The 471-nt window shown below is 49.0% G+C and carries 1 protein-coding gene; it reads right to left on the reverse strand.

Annotated features, from left to right (window positions below; translation table 11 throughout):
• On the reverse strand, positions 1-471 hold a 471-nt coding region (locus ACTHUM_RS19310; RefSeq protein WP_440403904.1), incomplete at both ends, for a LemA family protein.

Consider the following 471-nt stretch of genomic DNA (forward strand, 5'->3'; position numbering starts at 1 on the left):
ACCTAATGGCTTGGCGACAAGGCGGTTGGGCAGCTTGTTTAAATGATGGTTGTAGCTTCCGGCTCTGCGGTTGTAAGTGCGGCGTGCCGATGCAACTTCCGCCTCTGCTGCATCCAGCATTTCCATCAAACCGGCCAATTTCTCATCAGGATACTGTTTCAAAAGGCCTTTGACGGCAGTTTGCAATTTTTTCAGCGCATGATTCAATGCTGTTTCGGCTTCGCACAGATGTTTGATCTTGGATTCGGAAAATGTTTTGGCAGTTTGCGCCAATGCGGTTTCGACTTCGGCACACATCTGCTGAACGTTTCGATCCGATGCAATGCCCTGCTCTTGCAGGTGTTTGCTGTATGCATCCAATACATGACGGACGGCCTGACGTCGGCAGTCAAGCGCAATGCGCAAAGAGACAAAGGATTCGCGACAGTCTTTTGTGCGGTCTTTCAACTGTTGTTTGAAATACAATAAGAC

This window comes from Neisseria sp. P0021.S006 (assembly GCF_051956895.1).